The following is a 22,709-nucleotide window of genomic DNA, read 5'->3' as shown; positions in this document are numbered from 1 at the left end:
CAAGAACTTCAGTGCGGCGCATTTTGTCTCAGTTCGCGACCTGGGACAAAATGTCCTGCGACGGCGGCCGCAGTTGCCGCCGACGAATAGATCGATGCCCGTTGACGAATGAAGGTTCCGCTTGCGACCTGCGATGCCCCGAATGGATGACGCATTGAGCTTTATTTACCGCGCCGGCATTGGCCGCCTCGCTCGCATGCTTCTCGTCGCCGCAGCCGCGCTGTCCGTCAGCGGCTGCTACTTCATCCAGGCCGCGACCGGGCAGATGGAGCTCACCACCAAACGCCAGCCTATCGCCAAGCTACTCTCCGATGAGCGCACTCCCGAGAAGTTGCGCTCTCGTCTGGAGTACGTTTCCGCCGCGCGGACGTTCGCATCGCAGGAGCTGGGGCTGCCAGATAACGAGAGCTATCGCAGCTATGCAGATCTCGGCCGACCGTACGTCGTGTGGAATGTTTTCGCCACCGAAGAGTTTTCCGTCGAGCCGCGGCGTTGGTGCTTTCCCATCGCCGGCTGCGTGGTCTACCGCGGCTACTTCGACGAGAACAACGCACAAGCCTACGCGCGTCGTCTTCGCCTGAAAGGCATGGACACCGCCGTCGGCGGCGTCGCCGCTTACTCCACGCTCGGTCACTTCAAAGATCCAGTGCTGAACACCATGCTCGGCTGGAGCGACGTACAACTCGCTGCGACTCTGTTCCACGAACTCGCCCATCAGGTCGTCTACGTCCCCGGCGATTCCGAATTCAACGAAGCCTTCGCCACCGTCGTCGAAGAAGCCGGCCTGCAACGCTGGCTCGCCTCTCGCGGCCGCCTGGAAGACCTCAACGCCTGGAACGACCAGCGTCAACGCAACGCCCAGTTCGTCGGCCTCCTTCTACAAACCCGCGAACGCCTCTCCGCTCTCTACCGCTCCGATGTTTCTGAAGAGGAAAAGCGCGACCGCAAACAATATGAGTTCGGCGTACTCAAGCTGCAGTACTCCGAGCTCAAAGAGAAATGGAACGGCTACCGCGGCTACGACGCCTGGTTCAGCCGCACTCTGAACAATGCGCATCTGGTATCCGCAGCGACGTACTACGGTTGCGTGCCGGGGCTGCGGGAGTTGTTGCGGTCGGTGGGTGGGGATCTGCCTGCGTTTTACGCGGCAGCTCGCGAGTTAGCGAAGCAAACACGCGAGGCTCGCGCCGCGGCGGTCTGCGAGGAAAGATCGCAATCGATGACTGCCGATGGTCGGTCGGCAGCGTCGGAATAACCGCCAACTCGTAGACACGTCACTTCTAGTCGAAATTCGCGGTGAAGCCGATACCACGGCGCTTGGGCTGCGGCGGGTTCATCAGTTCGCGGATTGTCTTGAGCATGCCGGTGATCACTTGATCGTGGGTGGCGAGTTTACGAGTGATGCGCGATTCGAGGTCATCGATGCGCTTGGCGAGTTCCTTGTTCGAGGCCAGCAGGTCGCGCAACTGCACGAAGGCGCGCACGACAAAGATGCTCATATCGACCGCGCGTTTGCTGTTCAGGATGGTGGCCGCCATGATGGCGCCGTGCTCGGTGAAGGCGCACGGTGGAAAGCGAGGATCGCGATGCTTGTGGGAACCGGTCACAGATTGTGACCGGTTCAAAGCCTCGGCTTCGGTACGGGATAGCCGGAACATGAAATCTTCCGGGAAGCGCTTGGCGTTTCGTTTGACGGCTTGGTTCAGTGCTTTGGTATTCACGTCATAGAGGGCCGCGAGCTCGCTGTCGATCAATACTCGCTGCCCGCGCACGATGATGATCGAGTGCGTGATGTGCTCCACCGGCACGATGGGAGTGGCTTTCCTGCTCATCCTTGCTCCGCGACCAGCTGGATTACGCCGCCTGAGGTCTAGTGTGGCGATGAGATGGGTCCACAAACCAGGAATAATGTGCTGATCCGCCAGAAACTAGAGAGAACGGCGGGTCGAATGCGTGATACCGGGAGCGGTCCGTGCAGGCCTGCATGACGGGCGGCATCGACGTTTCGCCGTCGGTCACAGTCGAAAACAGGGCAGTCGAATAACATCTCAGCCAGTTCGCTCGGCAGCGAAGGAATCGCGTGATTGGGTGGATGTTCGCAGTCGGAATGGCGCTCCTCGCGTTCTATCACTGGGCGCGATGGCAGCTGGCGTCCCGCGCCGCGTTCATTTCATGACTATAACTTTATGCGCGGCATGTTCGAAAAGCTGCAGACGAAACGGCAGGCGCTGGACATCAGGGACGTGGCCCTCCAGGTGGCCGACGAGTTTTGGCATAAGTTCACTCATCGGCGAGCTAGAAACGAGCTTCGAGTTGATTCAGTCGTGAGAGCCGCTCAGCGCAGCCGTAGCGCATTGCTGATAACAGACACCGACGACAGGCTCATGGCCAGCGCGGCCAGCATGGGGCTGAGCAGCCAGCCGGTGAAGGGGTAGAGCAGGCCGGCGGCGATGGGGATGCCGAGGGCGTTGTAGCCGAACGCGAAGAGCAGGTTCTGGCGGATGTTTCTTACGGTGGCGCGGCTCAAGTGACGAGCGCGAACGATGCCGGTTAGGTCGCCCTTCACCAAGGTGACTTGGGCGCTTTCCATCGCGATGTCGGTGCCGGTGCCCATGGCGATGCCGACATCGGCTTTCGCGAGGGCGGGGGCGTCGTTGATACCGTCGCCGGCCATGGCGACGCGGCGGCCTTGCGATTGAAGTTTGGCGATTACGTCGGCCTTGTCCTTGGGTTGCACTTCGGCGATCACTTCGTCGATGGGCAGGTGTTGAGCGACGGCGCGAGCCGTGGCTGCGTTGTCGCCGGTGAGCATGACGAGGCGCAAGCCGTCTTGTTTGAGTTCCTGCAGAGCGCGCGGCGTAGTTTCTTTTACGGAATCGCCGACGGCGAGCGCGCCGGCGAGTTGGCCGTCGACGGCCAGGAACACCACGGTGCGGCCTTCACGGCGAAGGCTTTCGGCTTGATCGTCGACTGAATCAGTCGACGCGCCGACTGCGCCCATGAGTGCTTTGTTTCCTAGCGCGAGTTCATGGTTATCGGCGCTGCCGCGGACGCCTTGACCGGTGACCGACTTGAAGCCAGTCACGCTGCCAGGCCGGACGCCGCGCTGTTCCGCGCCGGTGACGATCGCGCGCGCCAACGGATGTTCACTGGCAACATCGAGGCCGGCGGCCCAGCCGAGTACTTGTGACTCCGTGTAGCCATTGAGTGCGATGACGCGTTCCAAGCTGGGACGGCCGACAGTGATCGTGCCGGTCTTGTCCAGCACGAGCGTGTCGACGTTACGCAGATTCTCTATGGCCTGAGCGTCTCTAAACAACACGCCAAGCTGCGCGCCGCGTCCGCTTGCGACCATGATGGATATCGGCGTCGCCAATCCCAACGCACAGGGACACGCGATGATCAGCACGGCCACTGCGTTCACCAAAGCGTAAGCGAGCCGAGGCTCGGGCCCAACGAACCACCACACAACGAATGTGACAATGGCGATCACGATCACTGCGGGAACGAACCAAGCGGCGACCTGATCGGCAAGCCGCTGCAGCGGAGCGCGAGAACGCTGAGCCTGCGCGACGAGAGTCACGATCTGAGACAGCAGGCTCTCTGCGCCGACGCGCTCGGCCACCACGATCAGTGTGCCGGTTTGATTTACGGTGGCGCCGGTGACGCGATCGCCCGCCGATTTCTCCACGGGCATGGGTTCGCCCGTGAGCATGGATTCGTCCACGCTAGAATGGCCGTCTGCCACGCGGCCATCGACCGGAATCTTTTCACCCGGGCGGACGCGAAGTCGGTCGCCTGCGTGCACGTGTTCGAGCGGTACGTCGTTTTCTGTTCCGTCCGCTTCGATGCGGCGCGCGGTCTTTGGCGCGAGGCCGAGAAGTTGACGGATGGCCGCGCTGGTGCGGCCTCGAGCTCGCAGCTCCAGCCATTCGCCGAGTAGCACGAGGGTAATGATGGCAGCGGCAACCTCGTAGTACACGCCAACCATGCCGTGCTCGTCATGCAGTTCGGCAGGGAAGATCTGCGGTAGGAATGTTGCGACCAGGCTGTAACCGAACGCGATGCAGACGCCGAGCCCGATCAACGTGTACATGTTCGGGGCTCGATGCACGACGCCGAGCCAGCCGCGTTTATAGTAATCGGCCGCAGCCCACGCCGCGACGGGTGCGCTGAGTAGCAGCTCGAACCAGCGCAAAGTGCGCATCGTCGCATGTGACAATCCGAGATCAAACAAATGCGCACCCATGGCCAGCGCGACCACGGGCACCGTCAGCGCCAGTGAGATCCAGAATTTCCGCCGCACGCCGCGCAATTCGCTGTCGTCGACGTGCTCGGTGGGCAGTTCGGGCTCGAGCGCCATGCCGCACTTCGGGCAGCTGCCCGGCCCGACCTGTCGAATCTCAGGATGCATCGGGCATGTATAAATAGTGCCCGGAGGTACCTCTCCGACCTGCGCCGCCGCCCTGCCATGACCGTGATGGCCATGATGGCTCGTACCAGAGCAGCAGGAATGAGCCACCTTCGCATGCTCCGAATGAGGCGCATGCGGTGTCATCTCAGGCACGGGCCGCTCAGCGTTGCTCGAGCAGCAGCCATGCGCCTTGGGTTGCAACTCTGTAGTCGACGTTGCCTGCACAGGAGCATGTTTGCTGGCGGTAGAGCAGCAGGACTTGACCACAGCCGGGCCGGACTTCGAATCGGAATGATGATGTTTGGCCATGAGCGATCTCACTGCGGCGGTGGCAAGCCGGCCAGGTCGGCCAGAATGGGACAATCGGGGCGGGAATCGCCATGACAATGCTCGGCGAGCTCCGCCAGCGCGGCGCGCATGGATTGCAGCTCGGCGATCTTGTGATCGAGATCGGCGACATGTTTTTGGGCGATGCGCTTCACCTGCTCGCTAGCGCGGCGTTGATTGCGCCAGAGGCTCAACAACGTGCCGATCTCGTCCATCGAAAAGCCGAGCGACCGCGCGCGGCGGATGAAACGCAGCGTGTGGATGTCAGCTGCGGTGTAGACGCGATAGTCGCCGACGGTACGCGAGGCCCTCGGAATCAGCTCCAACGATTCGTAGTACCGAATCATCTTCGGCGTGACGCCGGACAGCTCGGCTGCTTTGCCGATGCTGTAATAGCCTCGCTGCCTGGCTTCGGACAACTCTGCAGGGGCTTTCAGTGCAGACATGAGCATGCTCGCCTGAATGGACATGGCGGCATGATGGACCTTGCCACGATGGCAAGGTCAAGCAGGAAACATGGAGTAGGTAAACGCCCGCTAGGGCGGTCCGACGCCTCCAGAACGGAGGCGTCGGACATGAGACATCATTGAATCGTGAACACCAGCGTCGAGTTGCCACGACGGATGGTCAGCGCGAACGCCGTCGCGCCATTCACCGCCTGTCGAAGCTGATCGACGCCCGTCACGCGAACGCGGCCAACGGCCAGAATGATGTCGTTGGCACGCAGGCCGGAGAGCTGAGCCGGGCTGCCGTCGGCGACGTTTTCCACGAGCACGCCGGCATTGTTCGCAGCGTTGGTCAGCGCGGCGCCTTCCAGCGCGGGATGGATCTGCGCAGCGCCTTCCCCGTTGGCGCTATCGCGCTCACCGATCACAGCGCTCACTCGGCGCGGCTTGCCGTCGCGGATCAAACCAAGCTCGACCTTCTCACCGATGCGCAGCAGGCCGATGGTGTTACGAAGCTCGCCCGCATTGGCCACGTTGCGGCCGTTGATAGAGGTGATGACGTCGCCGGCCTTGATGCCGGCCTTATCCGCGGGAGAACCTTCGATGACCTGCGACACCAGCGCGCCGCGGGCATTTTCCAATCCGAGGTTCTCGGCGATGCCCGGGGTGAAGTTGTTCGACAGCTGCACGCCCAGCATGCCGCGCTTCACTTCGCCGTATTGGACGAGCTGCGACATCACGGCCTTCACCATGTTGGAAGGAATGGCGAAGCCGATGCCGATGTTGCCGCCGCTGCCGGAGAAGATAGCGGTGTTGATGCCGACCAGCTGACCTTTAAGGTCCACCAGCGCGCCGCCGGAGTTGCCGGGGTTGATGGGCGCGTCGGTCTGGATGAAATCCTGGTACGACTCGGGATTGTTATCGGAGCGGCCAAGCGCGCTGATGATGCCCGAGGTCACGGTGTGATTGAGCGCGAACGGATTGCCGATTGCCAGCACGAAATCGCCCACTTCCGCCTTCGAGGAATCGGCCAGCGGCATCTCGGTGAGGTTCTTCGCCGGCACTTTCAGCACGGCCACATCGGAAGGCTTGTCGCGACCGACGATTTCGGCCTTGACCTGCCGATCGTCGAGCAACGTCACGGTGATCTCGTCGGCGTTTTCGATCACGTGCGCGTTGGTGATGATGTAACCATTCTTCGCATCGACGATGACGCCCGAGCCCGCGCTCTGGAATTGTCGCTCGCGCGGCCCCAGTTCAGGGGCATCGAAAAAGCGGCGGAAAAATGGATCCTCCAGCAACGGATTGCGAGGGCGCTGTTCGCGCACCGTGCCACGCGTCGCGATGTTGACGACTGCCGGCGAAGCCTTTTTAACGATGGGCGCCATCGACGGCACCGGTGCATCACCCACTTTCTCCGGCAGCTGCGCGGCGACTCCCGTGTTGTAGAGCAGTGCTGCAGCTAGCAGCGCCGCCACCTTGAAGTGGCGCGAGAACCAGACCTGTCTCATGAAACGATCCTACGTTGAAAAGCGGCGGGCGCCGCCCGAGCCAAGACAATGATGGTTATGGTTTGAAATTCCAGCGGGTGATTCTATGGGCAATCCGGCGCGATTGGCATTTCAAGTCCGTAATCCTGCGGGGATGAACGCCGCAGTGGGCCGAAGCGTTGCACGCAGGCACTGTGGACAGAGCTGTGCAGAGGGCGGTGGGCAGGATGTGGATAACTTGTGCGCATACAGTTGATCGCGGGTGGACACAAGATATTGTGGTTTGCCGCAGCTGCGTAGATACTGGCGACCTCTTTTCGGCAGCGCCGAAATCCACCTGCGAAAGCTCACAACCCACTGTTTAGCAATGGGTTTCAGAGTCTATTTTTCGAAGGAGGGTTTCTTGACGGCTTCACAGGCGGGGTCTAGGCTTGTGCCCCTGACACAATATGTAGTGTCTCGCTGCGGAAAGAAAAAGCACCACCCGCGCGGGATAGCTGCGGGTCAGATGGACTGCCGGCAAAGGCTTGAAGGGGCCCGATCCGGTGGGAGTTTTGGGACGTCAGTTGGGGACAGTTGTCGTACCCGCTCGCAATCCGGAGTTCTTTGCCGGCATGAAGACCGCAATCAAACTTGAGCCCATGGATGTCAACAGCATTCCGTTCCAGGAAGCCTCGCTGGATATCTGGGACAAAAAATACCGACTCACCGCGAAAGACGGCACGGCCATCGATCGCACCATGGACGACACCTACAAGCGTGTCGCCCGCGCCCTCGCGGACGTTGAAAAAGAGGAAGTGCGCGAGCACTGGTACGAACAGTTTCTGTGGGCCTTGCGCAAGGGCTCGATTCCCGCCGGTCGCGTGACTTCGAACGCCGGCGCGCAGGAACACAAGCCGGCCACCTCGACCATTAACTGCACCGTGTCCGGCACGATTCTGGACTCGATGGATGACATCCTCGCCAAAGTCCACGAAGCGGGCCTGACGCTGAAGGCCGGCTGCGGCATCGGCTACGAATTCTCGACCATGCGCCCGAAGGGGGCGTATGTGTCCGGCGCCGGCGCGTACACGTCTGGCCCGCTGTCGTTCATGGATATCTACGACAAGATGTGTTTCACCGTCTCTTCGGCCGGCGGCCGGCGTGGCGCGCAGATGGGCACATTCGATATCGGTCATCCCGACGCAATGGATTTCATCCGCGCCAAGCGCGAGGCCGGTCGGCTGCGTCAGTTCAACCTGTCGCTGCTGATCACCGACGAGTTCATGCAGGCGGTGAAGAACGATGAGGACTGGCAGCTCGCCTTCCCGGTGCGCCTGAGCGAAGCCGGCGACGACGAGAACTTCCAGGACCGCAGCAAGTATGTGTGGCGCGAGTGGCCGACCAAGGACGGCTACGTCGTCAACGACGCCGGCCTGGTCTGCTGCAAGATCTATAAGACGTTGCCGGCCAAGCGCATGTGGGACGTGATCATGACGTCCACCTACGATTTCGCCGAGCCGGGGTTCGTGCTGATCGATCGCGTCAACGAGATGAACAACAACTGGTGGTGCGAAAACATCCGCGCCACCAATCCCTGCGGCGAACAGCCCCTGCCGCCGTATGGCTCGTGCCTGCTGGGCTCCGTGAACCTGACGCGCTTCGTGCTCGATCCGTTCACCGAGAACGCACGCTTCGATTGGGAAGAGTTCCGCAAGGTCGTGAAGGTGTTCACGCGCATGCTCGACAACGTGGTCGAGATCAACGGTCTGCCGCTCGGCCAGCAGCGCGACGAGATCACTCGCAAGCGTCGCCACGGCATGGGCTTCCTGGGCCTCGGCTCGGCCATCACCATGCAATGCATGAAGTATGGCTCCAAGAAGTCGGTTGCCTTCACTCAGAATGTGTCGCGCGAAATGGCGATTGCGGGCTGGGAAGCGGGCCTCGAGCTGGCGCGCGAGAAAGGCCCGGCGCCGATCATGCTGGAAGAGTTCGAAGTCACGCAGGAGATGCTCCGCAAGCGTCCCGAAATGGTGAAGGACGGCTGGCGCGTGGGCCAGAAGATTCACGGCCGCACGCTGCACGCGAAGTACAGCCGCTACATGCAGCGCGTTGCCGAAGCAGCGCCGGAGCTGGTGGATGAGCTCGCCGAAGTCGGCGCGCGCTTCACTCATCACAGCTCGATCGCACCCACCGGCACGATTTCGCTGTCGCTGGCGAACAATGCGTCCAACGGCATCGAGCCGTCGTTCGCGCATCACTACTTCCGCAACGTGATCCGCGAAGGCAAGAAGACCAAGGAGAAAGTCGACGTGTTCTCGTTCGAGCTGCTGGCGTATCGCGAGCTGATCAATCCGCGCGCCATGCCGAATTCTTCGAATCCTGGCGAGAAGCTGCCCGACTACTTCACCACCGCGGATAGCATCACGCCGAAGGAGCATGTCGATATCCAGGCGGCTGCGCAGCTGTGGGTCGACTCCTCCATCTCCAAGACGGCCAACGTGCCGACGGATTATCCGTACGAGGATTTCAAGAACATATATCTGTACGCCTACGAGCAGGGACTGAAGGGCTGCACCACCTTCCGCTTCAATCCAGAAGCGTTCCAGGGCGTGCTGGTCAAGGAAGAGGACTTGAAGAACACGACTTACGTGTTCACTTTGGAAGACGGCACGGAAATGAAGGTGCGCGGCGACGAAGAGATCGAGTACGACGGCGAGAAGCACACCGCCGCCAATCTCTTCGACGCGCTCAAAGAAGGCTACTACGGGAAGTTCTGAGCATGACCGCCAAGATCGACAAGAAGATCGTCAAGTACCGGGTCGAGAAGCCCGAGGACAGGGCCGCGGCGGAAAAAGCCGCGAGCGAGGCCGCGCAGGCCAAGGAGCGCGATAAGGAATCGAACGTCGTCTGGATGCACGAGAAAGTCGAGCGTCCCGACGTGCTGATCGGCTCGACCTACAAGATCAAGACGCCGGTGTCGGATCACGCCATGTACGTGACCATCAACGACATCATCCTGAACGAAGGCACCCGCCACGAGCAGCGCCGGCCGTTCGAGATTTTCATCAACTCCAAGAACCTGGATCATTTCCAGTGGATCGTGGCGTTGACGCGTATTCTCTCGGCCGTGTTCCGCAAGGGCGGCGACGTGACCTTCCTGGTCGACGAAATGAAAGCCGTGTTCGACCCTCGCGGCGGCTACTGGCAGAGCGGCGGCAAGTTCATGCCCTCGATCATCGCGGAGCTGGGCTACGTGGTCGAAAAGCACCTGCAGACCATCGGCCTGCTGAAGAAGCCGGAGATGGAAGAAGAGCGCAAGAAGCTCATCGAGGAAAAGAAGGCCGAGTACGAAGCGCGCAACAGGCAAGTCGACGCCTTCGCCAAGAGCCACTTCCCCGAGGGCGCTCAGCTGTGCGCCAAGTGCAGCACCACCGCCGTGGTGCTGATGGATGGCTGCATGACCTGTTTGAACTGCGGCGATTCGAAGTGCGGATGACCTTATAGATTCGATTGACGGCCTTGGGGACTAACCCTCGCCGACCACCTGCGCCCCGCCGTCCAGCGGGGCGTTTTTATTTGTCGAGCTGCCACCACGATAGTCCTCAAAGGGACTATATGGCATTTATTCCAGATCAGGACTATAGTGCCATCAGTCCAGATGAGGAATATTTGTGGTGCATGAGTTTCCGATTCAGACGGCCCAGCAGCTTTCGATCCATCTGCGCTCGCTGCGCAGACGTCTGGCCCTCACCCAGGCCGAGCTTGGTACTCGCCTCGGCGTCGCGCAGGCGCGGGTCGGTAAGATCGAGCGCAATCCGGGGAGCATCAGTGTGGAGCAGCTGCTGCAGCTTTTGACCGCCCTCGAGTCCGAGTTGCTGGTTCGAGCCAAAGCCACCAAGGCTCGAGCGACTGCGACACGCAAACCGGTCTGGTAATCATGCCGTCGCTTGCCGTGTGGATGAATGGGCAGAGAGTGGGCACCTGGTCCATCAGCAGGTCCGGGACGTCCGAGTTCACTTACGAGCAGGCCTGGATCACCTCGGAGTTCTTTCGCGCGCTGTCGCTGTCGATCCCGGTCAGCGCGGATCTAGCGGTGCGCGGCCCGACAGTTACGAACTACTTCGACAACCTTCTGCCCGATAGTCCGGCGATTCGTCAGCGCATAGGCAGGCGCTTCAAGGTGCGCGCCGAAACGTTCGAGTTGCTTCAGGCAATCGGGCGCGACTGCGCAGGCGCCGTGCAACTACTTCCACTGAATGCTACGCCCGAGGGTTGGAACAAGGTTCAGGGTGCTGAGCTCAGCGACGCTGACATGGCCGCTCATCTGCGAAACGTCGTAGCGCCGGCAAGTCGGTTCGCTGTCGACGAAGAGCTGGACGGATTTCGTATTTCACTGGCAGGCGCGCAGGAGAAATCAGCGTTCCTGCGAATGGGTGGTAGATGGTTTCGTCCGGAGGGTGCCACTCCGACCACTCATATAGTGAAGCTGCCAATGGGAACCATCGCAGGCGGCCTCGACTTCGCGCTTTCGGTCGAGAACGAGTGGCTATGCGCCCAATTCCTCGCGGCGATGGGGTTGAATGTGGCGAATACGAGCATGGGACGTTTCGAGGATCTTACCGTGCTCATCGTCGAGCGCTTCGACAGACGGTGGATCAACGTCGAGCCCGCGTCGGTGAATGATCGCAGCTTCGTCCCTGGCAAGCGCGTGTACTTGGTGAGGTTGCCACAAGAAGACTTCTGCCAGGCGCTCGGGGTGCCCGTCGAGCGTAAGTATGAGAAGGACGGTGGGCCTTCGATCGCTCAGGGCCTGCAACTGCTGGCCGGGGGTGAGCAGATGGAGGCCGACCGCAGTCACTTCGCGCTCACCCAGTTGCTATTCTGGCTACTCGCCGCCCCGGACGGGCATGCCAAGAATTTTTCCATTCAGCACAGCGTTGGCGGTCGTTATCACTTGACGCCCCTTTACGATGTCCTATCCGCCTGGCCGTTGATCGGCCGAGGCCCGAAGCTGATGCAGTATGAGAAGGTGTCGCTGGCGATGGCTTTGCGCGGCAAGAACGCTCATTACCGCCTGAATTCGATATATACACGGCACTGGTTCGAACTTGCGCGTATGGTGGGCGTCGAGGGATTGTGGCCCCGGATGATTGCGGCAGTTGAGCGCGCAACCTCTGTGATCAAAGGGCTCGAGCGCAAATTGCCCAAGGACTTTCCCGAAAACGTATATCTGGCTATTAGCAAGGGCATCGAGCGACACGCGCAACAATTCCTGGACGGGCTCGAGCACGTAAAGGTTTGAACCATGCGCACCCTCGTCCTCATCCTCGACCTCCTTGGCACATTCGTCTTCGCGCTCGCCGGGGCGACGGCGGGGGCGAGGCGTCATTTGGATGTCTTTGGCATCCTCGTGCTGGCGTTCGCGGCGGCGTGTGCAGGAGGAATCACGCGAGATCTGTTGATTGGAGCGACGCCGCCGGCGGCGATTAGTGACTGGCGATATCTTGCGACCTCGGCGATGGCCGGGATCATCGCATTCAGGTGGCACGCGGGCATCGAGCGCATGGCGAATCCGGTGCGGATGTTTGATGCCGCGGGTCTGGCGCTATTCGCAGTGGCGGGTGCGCAGAAGGCGCTGGCATATGAGCTAAGTCCGGTGATGGCGGCGCTGCTCGGTATGCTGACGGGCATCGGAGGCGGAGTGGTGAGGGACCTGCTGCTGGCTCAGATCCCGACAGTGCTGCGCTCGGATTTATATGCAGTGGCCGCGCTCGGTGGCGCGGCAGTCGTCGTCATCGGCGATCTGGTGGGAGCGCCGCCGTTGTGGGCGGCGCTCGTTGGAGCAGCGCTTTGTTTCACGCTGCGAGTGATGGCAATCAGGTACGGCTGGCACCTGCCCAAAGCATTTCAGGATCCGCCTCGCAAATCGTCGACGTAACTGAATACGACGGGCACCAGGACCAAACTCAGCAGAGTCGAGGTAATAAGCCCGCCGATCACAGCCACGGCCATGGGAGTTCTAAAGCCCAGATCGCCGACGCCGATCGCGACCGGCAGCATGCCCGCCGCCATCGCCAATGTGGTCATCAGGATGGGTCGAGCACGCAAGCGACAAGCGACCAGGAGCGCTTCGGCGCGAGGTAAGTGATCGCGACGCATGGCGGTGAGCGCGTAATCGACCAGCAAGATCGAGTTCTTGGTCACCACGCCCATCAGCATGAGCAGACCCAGCAGCGATGGCAGCGAAAACCCGTGGCCCGTCACCAGCAGGGCCACGAAAGCGCCGCCGAGCGCGAAGGGCAACGCCGACAGGATGGTGAGCGGCTGCAGGAAGTCATGAAACAGCACCACCAGGATCAGATAGATACAAACGATCCCGGTGAGTATGGCAAAGCCGAAGCCGCCGAGGATCTCCGCCATCTGTTCGGCGTCCCCGGTGTCGAGCTTGTGAACTGCGGCAGGCAAGGTCTGCACGGAGGGCAGTCGCGAGATGTCGCTCATGACCTGTGCCAGGGCGACGCCATGCAGTTCAGCTTCAATGGTGACGCTGCGCTGACGATCGAACCGATGAATCTCATCCGGACCGCTGCGCAGAGCAAGATCGGCGACGCTGGCCAGCGGCGCCAGGCCCAGCTTGCCGGGCACATGAAGAGCCGCCAACGCGCGCAAGTCAGTGCTGTACTCCTCCGGCAACTGCACGCGCACGTCCAGCTGACGCTCCGGCAGTGTGAACTTGGCGAGCGACCAGGAAAAGTCGCCACCTGAAGCAACACGCAGCGTTTCACCGATGCTCTCGGCGTCGACACCGAGTTGAGCCGCGCGAGCGAACGAGGGAGTCACGATCAGTTGCGGCTGCTGCAGGCTGGCAGTGGATCGAACGTTCACGAGGCCAGGCAACGTGCGCAACTCGCGCTCGATGCTCAGCGCGGTGGTCTCGAGCAACTCGCCATCGGCGCTCGCCAGTGCGAATGTGAGTTTGTCTCCTGAGTCCTCACCGCGAACTGTGAAGCGTGCACCGGGAATTGCGGCCAATGCCTGACGCAACAGATTCTCGACTTCCATTTGTGACTCTTCGCGCTGATCGCGCGGCGCCAGCTTCACGCTGAACGTCGTCCTGCGAAGATCCGCCACGCCGGTTCGTTCGCCCGGCCCTTGATCGTTGTTCTGCGAGCCAATCGCGGCGAACACGCTGTCGATCTGCGGAAGCCCACGCGCCACTTGCGTGACCTGCAACGCCAGATCGTGAACCTGCTCCAACTTCGCACCCGGCGGCAGCTCCATAGCGATCTGTGTCTGCCCGCGATCGGTGGGCGGCATGAAATTCCCGGGGAGCAGCGGAATCAGCGCGAGTGAAGCGAAGAACAAGATCGCCGCTACGAGCAGCGTGAGTCGGCGATGTTGAAGACTGTACGCGACCAGGTCCAAATAACGCTGCAACCACGGGCCGCTCCGGCTACGCTCGGCCGGCGCGGGCTTCAAATACCGCGCCGCCAGCATCGGCGTCAGCAGACGCGCGACCGCTAGGGAAGCGAGCACAGCTGCAGTGGCCGTCCAGCCGAAGTGCACAAAGAACTTCCCTGGAACGCCTCCCATGAAGGCCGTGGGCAGGAACACCGCTACCAATGTTAGCGTCGTGGCGATGACCGCGAGCCCGATCTCGTTCACCGCCGACATGGCCGCTTGCTCGATCGATACGCCGGGCCGCAAATGACGCTCGATGTTCTCGACCTCGACGATTGCATCGTCGACCAACACGCCGATCACCAGCGTCAATGCGAGGAGGGTCACCGTGTTGAGCGAAAAGCCCATCCAATACATGGCCGCGAACGCGGGCAGCACCGACAGCGGCAAAGCCACCGCGGCGATCCAGGTAGCCGACCAATTGCGCAGGAACAGCGCGACCACGACCATGGCCAGCAGCGCGCCTTCGATGAGCATCTGCATGGAGCCGTCATACTGCTGTTCGATGACGGCGACGTTGTCTTCGACCAGTTCGATCTCGACGCCTCGATGCGCCTGCCTGATTTCCTCGAGCGCTTCTTCCGCCTCGCGCGCCACGCTGACTTCGCTGGCGCCGCGCGCCCGAACGATCTGAAAGGCAACGACCGGTCGACCATCGAGCAGCGCCAACTGGCTGCGCTCGCGAATCGTGTCCTTCACGTCGGCGATGCGCCCGAGCCGAACCGTGTGACGCTCGCTCAGCGGCAGCTCGAGATTCTGCAAGTCGTCGATGTTCGACAGCGTGCCGACGGTGCGCACCGATTGGCGCATCGAGCCGACCTTCGCGATGCCGCCGGACGACTCCTGCTGAACACGGCGCAACGCACGCGATACATCCGCTGCGGTGACATTGAAGGCGGCCAGCTGCGCTGGATCGAGGTCGATGTGAATCTCGCGATCCACGCCGCCCACTCGAGGCACGGCGCCGACTCCGCTGACACCCATCAAACGTCGCGCAATCACGTTATCGACGAACCAGGACAATCGTTCCTCGTCCATGCCGGCGGCGTGCACCGAGTAGGTTCGAATGGCTCCTGCGGTCGTGATCTTTTCGATGATCGGCTCACGCAGATTCTGAGGCAGATCGCTGCGCACGCGGGCGATGGCGTCCCGCACTTCGTTGACGGCGTCGCTGGTATCCTTGCTCAGCTCGAACTCGATACTGGTGACGGAACTGCCAGTGCGAATCACAGAGGAGATGTGCCGAACTTCGGGTACGCTCGCGACCGCGTCCTCGATCTTGCGAGTCACCTCGGTTTCCAGCTGAGAAGGCGCGGCGGACTCGAGCTGTGCAGTCACAATGACGCCGGGCAGGGTGATATCCGGCATGTCCTGTATCGGCAGGCGCGCAAAGGCGAACATGCCGGCCAGCGCGGCAATCGTGAAGCCGACGATGACTGGAATCGGGCGACGGATGGACCAGGTGGCGAAATTCATCGCGCCGCTCGCTGTTCGGCGGCGGCAGTCACTCGAACGCGATCGCCGTCATGAAGAAAGCCGCCGCCGGTGAGCACGACGGACTGTGTTGGCGTGATCCCGCTGAGCACCTCGACGTGCTCACCGATGCGCCGTCCGGTGCGGACTGGCACCTGGGTGGCGACCAAGTTGTTGTCGAGCACGAACGCGTACTCGCGCCCGTCACGAACGACGATGCTCGTGCTCGGCAGCGACAGGCCGGTGGATGCGCCTGTGACGATCCTGCCACTGACGAACATGCCGGCTCGAGAGGACAGCTGCACCTCGGGCGGAAACTCGACGAAAGCAATGGCGGTCAGGTTTTGGGTCAACAACGGTGCGACCTGTCGAACCGTGCCTTCGATCATCGAGCCGTCGGGAAGGGTAGCCGTCGCTTTCTGGCCGGGTTGAACTCGACCAAGATCCGCCGCTGCAATCTGCGCCTGCCACTCCAATCGATTCTGGCGAACCAGGCGAAACAGCTCGTCACCTGCGCCAGCCACGCTGCCCAATGTGGCCGTGCGAGCAGAGATCACACCCGCGTCTGGTGCAAGAACACGCGTCTGCCGAAGGCGCAGTCGAGTCGATTCGACTCGCGCACGAGCGGAGTCGAGCTGCGCCCGTGCTGTTTGCGCGCGAGTCAGGTATTGAGTGACCTCCTGGCTGCTGAGCGCGCCGGTGTTCCGTAACGATTCGGCGCGCTTCGCATTTTCTTCTGCCTCACTCATCGCGGCTTCGGCCTCGGCAAGAGCGGCATTCCTTTCGCGCAGCTCCGCTTCGATGGACGCTGGATCGAAGCGAGCCAGCAACTCGCCGGCTAAGACACGGCTGCCGACGTCGACGTGGACCTCGATCAGTCGCAGGCCACCCAGTTCTGTGCCGATGGTAGCCTCGTGCCACGCGACGATGCTGCCATGAGCGACGACTTCGTCCCGCCATTCCGCGAGCTGTGGCGAAGTCGTCTGCACAGTGAGGACTGATTGATCCGTCGCCGGCTCTGCATCGTCAGCCTCGCCAGCCCCTGTGATCATGACGATGGCGGCGACCAACGCCGACGCCACGCCAACATAAATAGCAGGACGCATGCGCATGGCTCAGAACTGATAGCTCACCAGCAGCCCGGTGTTGACCTGGTTCTGCGATCCTTCATCTTCGACCAGGGGACTGTCGGCCGCATCGCCCAGCAGGCGCTTGTAAGCAAGCCGGCCAGTCACGCGCCAGTGCTCCGTCAGCATGTAGTGCAAGGAAAGAGCGGCTTCGGCGTCCTTCATACCGCTGCCGGCGGCGAATTCGCGCAGACCGCTCGCTCGCGCCTGTGCGGGCGTGATGCCGAAGTAGGCCTGCGTGTAATCCTCATCGCTCCACGTGCCGGAGAGTTCGAGTTGAGCCCGCAAACGCTGCGCCAGCATGAAGCCGTAGCCGGCCTTGATCTCCGCGAGCAATCCTTCGTGACGGCTGGTCACGTCCTGCGCCACTTCCAGCTCGAGTTCGACGGGTCCGAGCTCGTAGTTGACAAACACGCCGGCGAGCGCGCCTTCATCGATATCGCCCAGGTCACGCAGAACCCGGTTGTCGTCGGCCTCGCGCCCCATGTCGAACTTCACCAGCGGGCCGAAACTCAGAGAGTCGGCCAGCGGTGTGTCGCTCAATTCGAACACGTCGATCATCAGGGACGGTCCGCGCAGCACGACGATGTCACGATAGCTGATGGCGAGCATCGGCAGGCCATTGGTGACATAGTCGTCGGAGCCTTGGTAGTCCGGGCGGTAGATGGCGCCTGCGCCCAGGGTGACCGACCAGACATCTTCGTCCTGCCGATCCTCTCGAGATTGGGAGTGGGCCGTAGTGGCGAATGTGACAAGAGCAGCCGCGAGGATCGCGGCCTGGCTGCCGTTGAAGCGATTCATGCAATAGTCCGTTGCTGTGGACGGCGCGATGGCCGCGGTGGTCACTGTAGGCCGGGCCGCAGCCGGTTCGATTGCAGGACGACTTCGAAGTGTTACGTTTTATTTCAGGCGCCGGACAGCGACGCCGCGCTGAGGTAACGTGACGACCATGGTGTCGCCAAACAGCTCCAGCGTCCTGATCGTCGACGACGATCGACGCATTCGTGACATGCTCGGCCAGTTCCTGACCGAGCGCGGCTTGATCGTTTATGAAGCGCCGGACGGCAAGCGGATGTTCTCGCTACTGAAGAGCACGCGCATCGACGTGATCGTGCTGGATGTGATGTTGCCCGGTGAGGACGGCTTCTCGCTGTGCCGCCGGCTGCGCCTGGAGAGCACGGTGCCGGTCATCTTGTTGACGGCCATCAACGAAGCGTCGGACCGAATCGCCGGACTGGAGCTGGGCGCGGACGATTATGTCGCCAAGCCCTTCGACCCTCGCGAACTGCTGGCAAGAATTCGGGCGGTAATGCGTCGAATCGGTGGCGCGGCGGTGGTCACTCGCGAGCAGGCGATCTATACGTTCAATGGATGGGCTCTCGATCCGCGCCGGCGCACGCTGCGAACCAGGGACAATGTGCTGGTCGATCTCACCAGCGGCGAGTTCGATCTGCTGCTGGCGTTCGTCGAGTATCCTCAGCAGATCCTGCATCGGGACCGGCTGCTCGATCTGGCGCGCGGTCGAACCAATCAAGCCTTCGATCGCAGCGTCGATGTGCAGATCAGTCGCCTGAGACGCAAGATCGAAATCGATCCGGCCGAGCCGCAGTTGATCAAGACGGTGCGCAGCGAGGGCTACATCTTTACTGCCGATGTGAGTCTCGAGTCGCCGGAGCGGGGCTCATGATGCGCCGGTTGTGGTCGCGCGTCGGTCTGATTCCGCGCTTCGGCATCGTGATCGTGCTGGCGCTGATTGCAATGCACCTGTTGAAAGACGAGGTGATGGTCCGATTCGTCCCCCCGCCGCAGATCGGCCTGTATACCCGCGATTGGCTGGCGGAGCGGACCTTGGAAGCCGTCCGTATCGCGCAGGCGACCGAACCGCAACGGCGAGCCGAAGTTCTAAAAGCCTTGAATTCGGAGTGGATCGCGTTCACGCCGCTGGCGGGCCCGGCTGCGGTCGATGCGAATCCTCCGGCGCCCCTGGCGTCGTTACGCACCCTGCTGGAAAACAAGCTCGGGGATACGGTGCGTCAGGTGTCGGTGTTCGCGACTCCATTGGAAGATCCTTCGCAGGCAATCAGCGGTGCGTCGGTGATGATCAAATCGCTGCCGCTGCTGGCAGATGTCGTTCGCGACGATTTCAACGAAGAAGCCATGATCATCGGCCGGATGGAGATTGCGCTGGAACTGCCGGATGGGACCTGGATGGCGGTGATCGAGCCTGGCCGCGAGCTCGCGAATATGCGACGCCTGCGCAACCTCGGTGTTCTGATGATCGGCCTGGGTCTGATCGCAGCGCTTTCCGTGCTGGGGGCGGGCATGATCATCCGTCCGCTGCAACATCTCGCGGCCGCTGCCGATCGGCTCGGTCGAGAGCGCGAGCTGACGCCGGTCCGCAAGCCCGAAGTGCCCGAGTTGGATGCCATCGCGGACAGCTTCAATGAAATGCAACGGCGGCTGAAACGCTTCGTCGACGATCGCACGCACATGCTGGCGGCAATCTCGCATGACCTGCGCACGCCGCTGACACGATTGCGACTGTTTGCCGAGTTCGTGAAAGATCGACAGCAGCGGGCGCAGGTGCTGAACGACATCGAAGAGATGGAGCAGATGCTGCGCGAATCTTTGGCTTTCGCCAGCGATGAGGCCCGACATGAAGCGCACAGCCGAGTGGATGTCGCCGCGTTGCTCATCAGCCTTTGCGATACCGTCGCCGATGCGGGCGGACAGGTTTGGTATGAAGGCCCGAACCATGCGGAGTTGCCTTGTCAGCCGGTCGCGATCCGCCGCGCGTTCTCGAATCTGATCGACAACGCATGCAAGTATGGAGAGCAGGCGCGCGTGCGGCTGACCGAGCACGCGGACGCGATCGAAGTCACGATCGCCGACCGCGGCCCGGGCATTCCGTCGGAGCAGGTCGAGCTTGCGTTCGCCCCTTTCAGGCGCCTGGAGGGCTCACGCAACCGGGAAAGCGGCGGCGTCGGCCTGGGCTTATCCATTGCGCGAGATGTGGTTCACGGTCATGGCGGCTCGATCACGCTTGAGGCCAACCAGCCGACCGGCCTTGTGGCTCGAGTGCGGCTGCCCAAACCACGCTAGTGGGGCGCTATTCCAATCGCCGCTTGATCAATTCTTCTCCGGACTGCTGCAGCTTGGCCGCGGTCCGCGTCTTGTGTTTCAGCGCCAGGAAAACGAACAACGCATCGATCAGCGCGAGCTGTGTGACACGCGAGGCCAACGGCGCCTGGAAATATTTGATCTCGCTCGGCGTCGCATACAAGGAGTAATCGCTATGCGCGGTGATGGGCGACTTCACCGCGTTGGTCAGGCAGATCGTGGTGGCGCCCTTGGCCTTGGCGACCTCCAGGCACTCCACGGTTTCACGAGTGGTGCCAGACAGCGAAATGCCGATGGCGACATCGCCCTTCTCGAGCTGGGTGGCGGCGATCAGCTGAATGTGCGAATCGAAGTGGGCCGAGGCCTGCAGCCCCAGCAATAGAAACTTGCAGTAGGCGGTGTGCGCCACCGGGTAGGACAGCCCGATGGAAAACAACTCCACGCGCCGGCTCTTGTCGATCACCTGCGCAATCCGCTCGAACTGCGCGGTCGGATTGATCTGCAACGTTTCGATCAGGCTTTGCGAGTGGACCTGAAACACCTTCTCGAGCAGCGAGCCGTTCTCCTGCGCCTGGCCGCCCGGCAGGCCGGACTGCGCCAGATCGCGCGCCAGCGCGATCTTGAACTCGGCGAAACCGGTGAGGCCCATGCGCCGACAGAACGCGACGATGGCGCCGACGCTGGCTCCGCAATCGTCCTTGAGCTGCGCGATGGAAGAACTGATCACTTTCTCCGGATCGGCCAGCACACAGTCCGCGATCAACCGGTCTGTCGGATTGAGAGAGGCGAGGATGCCTTTGATATAGGTGAGCAGCGCCCGACGGCCGTCCGTCTCCGGCAGCTCCCCCGCTTTTCTCGTCAGTGAATTCTTGCGTCGCACTTGCACATTCTATGGGCAGCCTTGACATCGCACCAGCGCCCGCGTACCGTGAACTACGTTCACAAACATTACAGGCCAAGTGAACTTCATTCAATAAGCGAACGTCAGTCAGCGGCCCCGGCAGATCCGTCCGGGAGCTCATCGACATCGCCCAACCGCGAGTTCTTCCATGTCCCTCGAACCGATCAATCGTCTGATGCAACACGCCCGTCACCACGACTATGCGGTCGGGTATTTCGAGAGCTGGAGCTTCGAATCCGTGCAGGGCGTGATCGATGCGGCCCAGGCCACGCGCTCGCCCGTCATCATCGGATTCAACGGCGAGTGGCTGGCGGAACGGCAGGGGGCGTCGACTCAGGAGCTGCGGTTGTATGCAGCGTTGGGCAAGGCCGCCGCCATGGATGCGGATGTACCGGTCGGATTGATCTTCAACGAATGTCCCAACGACGCCTGGGTCGAGCATGCCATCGGCGCCGGCTTCAATCTGGTCATGCCCGCCGATCCCGAGGCGCCGCTGGACGATTACATGCGCCGCGTGAAGCGCCTCGCGACGCTGGCGCACAGTCACCAGGTCGCGGTCGAAGCGGACTTCGAGGCCGACGAGCTGGACCCGATCGCCTACGCCGACGGCGCGGCCCGGTTCGTGGCCGAAACCGGCGTCGATCTGCTCGCGGTGAGCGTAGGAAACGAAGAGATCAAGCTGCAGGGTCGAGCGCCGCTCGATCTGAATCGGCTCGAGGCCGTCGGCCGGCGGCTCGATGTGCCGCTGGTGCTCCATGGCGGCACCGGCATCGAAGACGACTCGATCCGGGCGGCGATCCATCTGGGTGTCAGGAAGATCAACTATGGCACCTATATGAAACAGAAGTATCTTGAAGTGATTCGCGGCGCGCTGGCCACGGACGAACCGAATCCGCATGCGCTGCTGGGCGATGGCAGCAACACGGATCTGATGGTCGTGGGTCGACGCGTGGTGAGAGACGCGGTTCTCGAACGCATCGAGCTTCTCGGCTGCTGCGGCAAGGTGTGACCCATGCCAGATGTCGGGTGTGCGGGGCTGTTGGTTGAGGACACATTCTGCGGACCGCTGGCCGCCTTGCCGCCGGCCGGCTCCTTGCTGGCCCTGGACGATCTGCCGGTGCGCGCCGGCGGCTGTGCAGCCAACGTCGCCATCGATCTCGCCAAGCAAGGAGTGACGGTCGACCTCGCTGGCTGTGTCGGGCGCGATGGCGCCGCCGATGCTCTGGTCAAAAGTTTCGCCCGTCATGACATCGGCACGTCGGGCATCGTGCGAGTCGAGCAATATCCCACCAGTCGCACCATTGTTTTATTGATTGAAGGGCAGGACCGGCGTTACCTGCACGTGTTCGGTGCGAATCGCGCCTTTGCCGTCGAGCAGATTGCTCCTCAATGGCTGGCGTCGCTCAAAGTGTTCTATCTGGGCGGATTGTTTGCTCTGCCCGGCATCGACTTTGGGAAACTCGCGGCGCTGTTGACCTGCTGTCGTGAAGCCAAGGTCAAGACCGTGGTCGACGTGGTCGTTCCGCAAGGCCAGGTCGGCATGGCTCAGCTCAAGCCGCTGCTGCCGCTCATCGACGTGTTCCTGCCCAACGACGATGAAGCTCGCGCCTTTACCGGGCTGGTCGATCCCTTCGATCAGCTGCGTGCATTCACCGACGCCGGCGCCAATACCGTGATCGTTACGCGCGGCGGTCAAGGATCGGTGGCCGGTCGCGACGGAAAGATGTGGACCTGCGGCGCCTACAGCATGGATGTGGTCGATCCGTCCGGCTCGGGCGACGCATTCACGTCCGGCGTGATTCGCAGCCTGCTGCAAGGCTGGGATCTGCCCAAAACACTTCGCTACGCAAGCGCCGTCGGCGCGTCGGCCACGCGCGCCGCGGGCACCACCGATTCCGTGTTTTCCGCCGCCGAGGCAGAAGCCTTTCTGATCGCTCATCCACTGACTGTCACCGAGGGCCGCTGACG

Annotated in this window: 18 protein-coding genes; 10 read left to right on the top strand and 8 right to left on the bottom strand. The window is 62.0% G+C overall.

The genetic code is table 11. The features are described from left to right. Nucleotides 1–154 precede the first annotated feature (154 nt). A complete protein-coding gene (locus tag JM946_RS23240; RefSeq protein WP_218043065.1) occupies nt 155–1,255 on the top strand; it encodes an aminopeptidase in 1,101 nt (366 codons plus the stop codon). Between the two features lie 25 nt (nt 1,256–1,280). Here the strand turns inward: JM946_RS23240 and JM946_RS23235 are convergent, their stop codons facing one another. The 4 genes from JM946_RS23235 to JM946_RS23220 form a co-directional block, all read right to left on the bottom strand. Then, on the bottom strand, nt 1,281–1,898 hold the full coding sequence (locus JM946_RS23235; RefSeq protein ID WP_218043063.1) for an ORF6N domain-containing protein: 618 nt from the start codon (nt 1,896–1,898) through the stop codon (nt 1,281–1,283). Nucleotides 1,899–2,335: 437 nt separating this feature from the next. Continuing rightward, nucleotides 2,336–4,558, bottom strand: coding sequence for a copper-transporting P-type ATPase (locus JM946_RS23230; RefSeq protein WP_269141090.1), 2,223 nt, complete (start codon nt 4,556–4,558; stop codon nt 2,336–2,338). 173 nt (nt 4,559–4,731) lie between these two features. Then, nucleotides 4,732–5,187, bottom strand: coding sequence for a Cu(I)-responsive transcriptional regulator (gene cueR / locus JM946_RS23225; protein ID WP_203169758.1), 456 nt, complete (start codon nt 5,185–5,187; stop codon nt 4,732–4,734). A gap of 137 nt (nt 5,188–5,324) precedes the next feature. Further along, nucleotides 5,325–6,698 (bottom strand): Do family serine endopeptidase, encoded by a 1,374-nt coding sequence (locus tag JM946_RS23220; protein ID WP_203169757.1) that lies wholly within the window; start codon nt 6,696–6,698, stop codon nt 5,325–5,327. 593 nt (nt 6,699–7,291) lie between these two features. On the opposite strand from JM946_RS23220, the gene JM946_RS23215 reads away from it, so the two are divergent. The 5 genes from JM946_RS23215 to JM946_RS23195 all read left to right on the top strand — a co-directional run bounded on the left by JM946_RS23215 (nt 7,292) and on the right by JM946_RS23195 (nt 12,597). Continuing rightward, entirely contained in the window at nt 7,292–9,436 is a 2,145-nt protein-coding gene (locus tag JM946_RS23215; protein WP_230979908.1) for an adenosylcobalamin-dependent ribonucleoside-diphosphate reductase, read from the top strand. Nucleotides 9,437–9,438: 2 nt separating this feature from the next. Next, nucleotides 9,439–10,155, top strand: a complete 717-nt coding sequence (locus tag JM946_RS23210; RefSeq protein ID WP_203169756.1) for a TSCPD domain-containing protein — start codon at nt 9,439–9,441, stop codon at nt 10,153–10,155. A gap of 175 nt (nt 10,156–10,330) precedes the next feature. Next, nucleotides 10,331–10,594 carry a helix-turn-helix domain-containing protein gene (locus JM946_RS23205; protein WP_218043061.1) on the top strand — a complete coding sequence of 88 codons (264 nt, stop codon included), beginning with the start codon at nt 10,331–10,333 and terminating at the stop codon, nt 10,592–10,594. Nucleotides 10,595–10,596: 2 nt separating this feature from the next. After that, complete coding sequence (locus JM946_RS23200; protein WP_203169754.1) at nt 10,597–11,961, top strand: HipA domain-containing protein; 1,365 nt, start codon at nt 10,597–10,599, stop codon at nt 11,959–11,961. A gap of 3 nt (nt 11,962–11,964) precedes the next feature. After that, a complete protein-coding gene (locus JM946_RS23195) occupies nt 11,965–12,597 on the top strand; it encodes a trimeric intracellular cation channel family protein (protein WP_203169753.1) in 633 nt (210 codons plus the stop codon). On the opposite strand, the gene JM946_RS23190 is transcribed toward JM946_RS23195, so the two are convergent. The 3 genes from JM946_RS23190 to JM946_RS23180 are packed head-to-tail and all read right to left on the bottom strand — an operon-like array spanning nt 12,567 to nt 17,521. After that, nucleotides 12,567–15,596, bottom strand: coding sequence for an efflux RND transporter permease subunit (locus tag JM946_RS23190; RefSeq protein WP_203169752.1), 3,030 nt, complete (start codon nt 15,594–15,596; stop codon nt 12,567–12,569). The two genes, JM946_RS23195 and JM946_RS23190, sit on opposite strands and share 31 nt — an antisense overlap. Further along, a complete protein-coding gene (locus JM946_RS23185) occupies nt 15,593–16,705 on the bottom strand; it encodes an efflux RND transporter periplasmic adaptor subunit (RefSeq protein ID WP_218043059.1) in 1,113 nt (370 codons plus the stop codon). Before JM946_RS23185 ends, JM946_RS23190 begins: the two co-directional genes overlap by 4 nt. 3 nt (nt 16,706–16,708) lie before the next feature. Then, a complete protein-coding gene (locus tag JM946_RS23180) occupies nt 16,709–17,521 on the bottom strand; it encodes a MipA/OmpV family protein (RefSeq protein ID WP_203169750.1) in 813 nt (270 codons plus the stop codon). 148 nt (nt 17,522–17,669) lie between these two features. Here JM946_RS23180 and JM946_RS23175 point away from each other — a divergent pair, with 148 nt between their 5' ends. Beyond that, nucleotides 17,670–18,407, top strand: coding sequence for a response regulator (locus tag JM946_RS23175; RefSeq protein ID WP_203169870.1), 738 nt, complete (start codon nt 17,670–17,672; stop codon nt 18,405–18,407). Further along, nucleotides 18,404–19,822, top strand: a complete 1,419-nt coding sequence (locus tag JM946_RS23170) for a sensor histidine kinase (protein ID WP_203169749.1) — start codon at nt 18,404–18,406, stop codon at nt 19,820–19,822. Before JM946_RS23175 ends, JM946_RS23170 begins: the two co-directional genes overlap by 4 nt. A gap of 7 nt (nt 19,823–19,829) precedes the next feature. On the opposite strand, the gene JM946_RS23165 is transcribed toward JM946_RS23170, so the two are convergent. Beyond that, a complete protein-coding gene (locus tag JM946_RS23165; RefSeq protein WP_203169748.1) occupies nt 19,830–20,720 on the bottom strand; it encodes a MurR/RpiR family transcriptional regulator in 891 nt (296 codons plus the stop codon). A gap of 169 nt (nt 20,721–20,889) precedes the next feature. On the opposite strand from JM946_RS23165, the gene JM946_RS23160 reads away from it, so the two are divergent. Together JM946_RS23160 and JM946_RS23155 are read left to right on the top strand one after the other, a co-directional pair. Beyond that, nucleotides 20,890–21,750: a class II fructose-bisphosphate aldolase gene (locus JM946_RS23160; RefSeq protein ID WP_203169747.1), complete on the top strand. Its 861-nt coding sequence runs from the start codon at nt 20,890–20,892 to the stop codon at nt 21,748–21,750. A 3-nt stretch (nt 21,751–21,753) separates the two neighbouring features. Continuing rightward, the gene (locus tag JM946_RS23155) at nt 21,754–22,707 is read left to right on the top strand and encodes a carbohydrate kinase family protein (protein WP_203169746.1); all 954 of its coding nucleotides are present in this window, start codon (nt 21,754–21,756) and stop codon (nt 22,705–22,707) included. Nucleotides 22,708–22,709 lie beyond the last annotated feature (2 nt).

It is taken from the genome of Steroidobacter gossypii (assembly GCF_016801985.1).
GTDB lineage: Bacteria > Pseudomonadota > Gammaproteobacteria > Steroidobacterales > Steroidobacteraceae > Steroidobacter > Steroidobacter gossypii.
The sequence above is the reverse complement of the archived record's forward strand: the minus strand, read 5'-3'. Positions and strand labels throughout refer to the sequence as shown.

Bases quoted from the DNA above. Each gene is read 5' to 3' on its own strand.
- JM946_RS23220 (WP_203169757.1), bottom strand. From the start codon at position 6,698: ATGAGACAGGTCTGGTTCTCGCGCCACTTCAAGGTGGCGGCGCTGCTA.
- JM946_RS23185 (WP_218043059.1), bottom strand. From the start codon at position 16,705: ATGCGCATGCGTCCTGCTATTTATGTTGGCGTGGCGTCGGCGTTGGTC.
- JM946_RS23160 (WP_203169747.1), top strand. From the start codon at position 20,890: ATGTCCCTCGAACCGATCAATCGTCTGATGCAACACGCCCGTCACCAC.
- JM946_RS23175 (WP_203169870.1), top strand. From the start codon at position 17,670: ATGGTGTCGCCAAACAGCTCCAGCGTCCTGATCGTCGACGACGATCGA.
- JM946_RS23200 (WP_203169754.1), top strand. From the start codon at position 10,597: ATGCCGTCGCTTGCCGTGTGGATGAATGGGCAGAGAGTGGGCACCTGG.
- JM946_RS23195 (WP_203169753.1), top strand. From the start codon at position 11,965: ATGCGCACCCTCGTCCTCATCCTCGACCTCCTTGGCACATTCGTCTTC.
- JM946_RS23210 (WP_203169756.1), top strand. From the start codon at position 9,439: ATGACCGCCAAGATCGACAAGAAGATCGTCAAGTACCGGGTCGAGAAG.
- JM946_RS23155 (WP_203169746.1), top strand. From the start codon at position 21,754: ATGCCAGATGTCGGGTGTGCGGGGCTGTTGGTTGAGGACACATTCTGC.
- JM946_RS23170 (WP_203169749.1), top strand. From the start codon at position 18,404: ATGATGCGCCGGTTGTGGTCGCGCGTCGGTCTGATTCCGCGCTTCGGC.
- JM946_RS23180 (WP_203169750.1), bottom strand. From the start codon at position 17,521: ATGAATCGCTTCAACGGCAGCCAGGCCGCGATCCTCGCGGCTGCTCTT.
- JM946_RS23230 (WP_269141090.1), bottom strand. From the start codon at position 4,558: ATGACACCGCATGCGCCTCATTCGGAGCATGCGAAGGTGGCTCATTCC.
- JM946_RS23215 (WP_230979908.1), top strand. From the start codon at position 7,292: ATGAAGACCGCAATCAAACTTGAGCCCATGGATGTCAACAGCATTCCG.
- cueR (WP_203169758.1), bottom strand. From the start codon at position 5,187: ATGTCTGCACTGAAAGCCCCTGCAGAGTTGTCCGAAGCCAGGCAGCGA.
- JM946_RS23190 (WP_203169752.1), bottom strand. From the start codon at position 15,596: ATGAATTTCGCCACCTGGTCCATCCGTCGCCCGATTCCAGTCATCGTC.